Here is a 3,874-nt window from a genome sequence, read left to right as displayed (position 1 = left end):
GTGGCCTGGTCCTTATAAACGGACTTAATCACATGTTCGTCTTCTGTACTATAAATATCTTTTGCTTTCCCCGTATAAATTAATTGATCGGACATCTTCTTGTTCGCCTTTCATCTTTTATCCCTTTCAGTGTATCACAGAGATGTTGTTTTTTCAAGTTAAATCCGTATCTTGTTCGCCTGTAACACAAAAATAATAAGAGATTGAATCAAAAAGATTCAACCTCTTATTTTTAGATGCTTATTCGTTCGTAAAAACCGAACTTTATTTGCTTGTTTTCTTCAAAACGTAGTCTACCATATCTCCAACAGTTGCCATGGCATCAATGTCTTTATCTGGGATATCAATTTGGTAGGCTTCTTCCAAATAAATAATGTATTCCATGAGATCAACGGAATCTACTTCCAAGTCCTTTCGTAAGTCCAAATCCAAAGTAACCTCATAGTCAGATCCCTTATTATCTTGAATCAACCCTTCAACTAGTTTAAAAATTTCTTGATGTCGACTCATTTCTCTTCCTCCAATTCTGATAATTCAACCACAGATTTACGGATAACATCTGTTTCTAACATGGTCCGGATCTGGCGAATCGTGCTATAGACTGCCTTGTCATCACTAGAACCATGGGTTTTCACGACAGGGGCTTGCAAACCAAACAAGACTGCACCTCCAACATCTGAATAATCCAAGGTCTTTTTCAAACCTCGTAGATCATTCTTCAAGAGAAAGGCTCCAATCTTAGCTTTCAAGCCACCACCACTAAGGACCGTTTTCAACTGTTTAAAGAGGCCCAGAGCAGTTCCTTCCATAGTCTTAAGGACAGCATTTCCTGTAAATCCATCTGTGACAATGACGTCAGCAACTCCATCCATCAAGTCACGCGCTTCCACATTTCCTACAAAATTAAGAGAAGGATCCGCTGCTAATAATTGATAGGTCTCCTTGCGTAGGGGATCCCCTTTGCTTTCCTCTGTTCCGTTATTTAAGAGACCGATACGAGGCTGCTTAATGCCACGGACATTCTCTGCATAATAGGCTCCCATAATCGCATATTGGTGCAAGTGTGTTGGCGTATTTTCAGCATTTGCCCCCAGATCCAACATATCATAGCCCTTCCCATCAAGGGTAGGAAGAGTCGACATCAAACCTGGACGATCGATGACCTTGATCCGACCGACGATGAAGTAACCAGAGGCAAGAAGAGCGCCTGTATTCCCTGCAGAAAGCATAGCATCCGCTTCTCCATTCTTAACTGCATGCGCTGCTAAGACCATGCTGGCTTGCTTTTTCCGACGAATCGCACGAGTTGGCTCATCATCTGAGTTGATTTTCTCATCCGTATGAACGATGGATACCCGTTCAGTTGCTGTCAGGTATTGCTTAATTTTAGCCTCATCTCCGTACAAAATGACTTCAATATCCTTAAATTCTTGTATAGCTTGATTGACCCCTTCTACCAGGGCCTGTGGAGCATGGTCTCCACCCATTGCATCAACTGCAATTTTTTTCATTTCTTACCTCCAGACTGATCTTTTAAGATCTCTCCCCAGCTTCCCAGGGAATCAATAAATTTCTTAGCTTTTAGATGAATGCCTACATATTCATCATAGAGTTGGTCTAGACACTTTCTCAACTCTTTCTTCATCGCATCATGGATGGAAATCGTCTCTAACTCACTAAATTTCACAGCTTGAAAACGATCCAGCAAATAGAGGGTGTTTGGATCCCAGTGGGCTCGTCTTTCGTCACGATCATAATGATCTGGGCAAAGGACACCACCCAAGCGGAATGAAAAATCAAAAGGCAACCCCACTCGATGACAGACGCAACACTCATGGACGTTTAAGGCGACACCAAATCGGGATAAAATCTGCATTTCAAAAATATTGGTCAAGATTTCATAATCCAAGCCCCGATCCATCAATTGCAAGGTCTGCTCTAAAAAAGCAAATAAAGCTGGATCAGGTTGACGATCCTGTATACTAGCATCTGCCAAGGCCAGTATATAGGTTGCGTAGGAAAGACGAAAAAGATCTTGATTAATCCCTTGGAAACTTTGAACCTCATGAATATCTTCGATATAGCTGAGTCCGTCATCATTAATTTTCAGATACATATCCGCTAAAGTCAACGGTTGGATCATAGAATTCAACCGAGAACGATTGGCATGTTTCACGAAAAACATGAGCTTGCCAGCTTGCTCTGTAAAGATTTTAACCAGCTTATCATCCTCTCGGTAATCCCGATGGTAGAGGACGATGCCACGACTTTCAATGCTCTCCAGCATGTTCTTTCATAAACTCCTTCAACCGACTCATCGCTTCTTGGATCACTTCCATACTTGCTGCATAAGACAAGCGCACATAGCCTTCTCCATATGGGCCAAAAGCCATTCCTGGGATAAAGGCAACAGCCTTTTCTTGGGCTAGGAGCTTCAAAAAATCGAAGGAATTTTGAAGATATCCTTGTGGGATCTTAGCAAAAATATAGAAGGCCCCATCCGGGCGGATAATATCAAAGCCCATGGCAGACATTTCTTTGATGATATAATCTCGACGCTCTATGTATTCCCGTTTCATCGGCTCTGCGTCATCTTTACCAACCGTTAAGGCTTCAATGGCTGCATACTGGTTCATGGTCCCCGCTGCAGTCACCAAGTACTGATGACTCTTGATTAATTGAGCTGTCAAGGAAGCCGGCGCAAAGATAAAACCGAGTCTCCAGCCTGTCATAGCATGAGACTTAGATAAGCCATTGATAATAATAGCTTGGTCCCGTAGATAGGATCCTAAGGAAACGTGAGGCTGACCTGTATAGGTTAGCTCTGAATAAACTTCGTCACAAACGACAAAAACTTCATATTTCTTTAAAACACTAGCCAAATCCTGCATCTGCTCCTTAGAGTAGGTGACACCTGTCGGATTAGCTGGGTAGTTGAGAATAACCGCCTTGACGCGATCTCCTTGCTCTTCTATAGCCTTTTCTAAAGCCTCTGGGCTGAGGGTAAAGTGATTGTCTGTCGTATCGATTTCGACGACACTAGCCCCCATCAGTTTAATAATAGGTTCGTAACCAGGATAAGCTGGTGCTGGTAAGAGCACCACATCTCCCGGTTCCAATATAGCGGTCAAGGTCGCAGAAAGGGCCTCCGTTGCCCCAATAGTAACCAAAATTTCATCCTCTGGTCGATACTGTAAATTATATTTTTCAGCTACAAACTGACTAGCAGCTTCACGTAGAGCTAGCAAGCCACTCATCCCCGTATAATGACTCTGGTTGGAATCGATAGCTGCTTTTGCTGCTTCCTTTACATGATCTGGCGTCGTAAAATCTGGTTCACCCAAGGTTAAACGTAAAACACCTGGAATAGAAGAAATGGCTTGGTCAAACTGGCGAATCAAAGAAATCTCGATTCGATTCAAATTGTGATTAAACCGTTTTGTTAAATCCATAGCCACCTCCAAAAAAAGTTCTATCACCATTATACTATAAATGGAAAAGCATCGCAAAAAAGGGGCTAGTCCCAACTAAAATGATACAATAATGGCCTTTCTCATCAAAAAAGGACTTAGCACATGCTAAATCCTCTCATTGAATAAATTTTACCAAATCTTTTCTATTCTTGACCACGTGTTGCAACATAATTCAACTGATCACCATGTTTCGCTAAAAACTCAGTCATTTCTGAATCCGGTATCTGACGAAGGTAGAGATTGGATCGGACGCTATTGTCTTCTTCCCGGCAAGTAGATAAGACCAAATAGCGGTCCGAAGCTTTTACTTTCATTGTTGGATTTTTTGTTTTCGCATTCTGATACACTTGATCCAGTTGATCAGTGAAGTCTCGATCATCTTTAAAATGGATGCGATAAAA

Annotated in this window: 5 protein-coding genes and 1 pseudogene; all 6 read right to left on the bottom strand. The window is 42.0% G+C overall.

The genetic code is table 11. The features are described 5' to 3' along the window. On the bottom strand, positions 1 to 95 hold a 95-nt coding region (locus QZ158_RS08005), incomplete at its 3' end, for a phosphoribosylaminoimidazolesuccinocarboxamide synthase (protein ID WP_366928215.1). A gap of 169 nt (positions 96 to 264) precedes the next feature. Further along, a complete protein-coding gene (locus QZ158_RS08000; protein ID WP_293887428.1) occupies positions 265 to 510 on the bottom strand; it encodes an acyl carrier protein in 246 nt (81 codons plus the stop codon). After that, positions 507 to 1,511 (bottom strand): phosphate acyltransferase PlsX, encoded by a 1,005-nt coding sequence (gene plsX / locus QZ158_RS07995; protein ID WP_293887426.1) that lies wholly within the window; start codon positions 1,509 to 1,511, stop codon positions 507 to 509. Before plsX ends, QZ158_RS08000 begins: the two co-directional genes overlap by 4 nt. Then, positions 1,508 to 2,287 carry a DNA repair protein RecO gene (recO, locus tag QZ158_RS07990; RefSeq protein ID WP_293887424.1) on the bottom strand — a complete coding sequence of 260 codons (780 nt, stop codon included), beginning with the start codon at positions 2,285 to 2,287 and terminating at the stop codon, positions 1,508 to 1,510. Before recO ends, plsX begins: the two co-directional genes overlap by 4 nt. After that, entirely contained in the window at positions 2,271 to 3,452 is a 1,182-nt protein-coding gene (locus QZ158_RS07985; RefSeq protein ID WP_293887422.1) for a pyridoxal phosphate-dependent aminotransferase, read from the bottom strand. Before QZ158_RS07985 ends, recO begins: the two co-directional genes overlap by 17 nt. A gap of 164 nt (positions 3,453 to 3,616) precedes the next feature. Next, positions 3,617 to 3,874: pseudogene (locus tag QZ158_RS07980) on the bottom strand (SrtB family sortase); the annotation flags it as partial.

This window comes from Streptococcus sp. A12 (genome assembly GCF_905372335.1).
Lineage (GTDB): Bacteria > Bacillota > Bacilli > Lactobacillales > Streptococcaceae > Streptococcus.
This window is presented reverse-complemented; position numbering and strand designations above follow the sequence as displayed.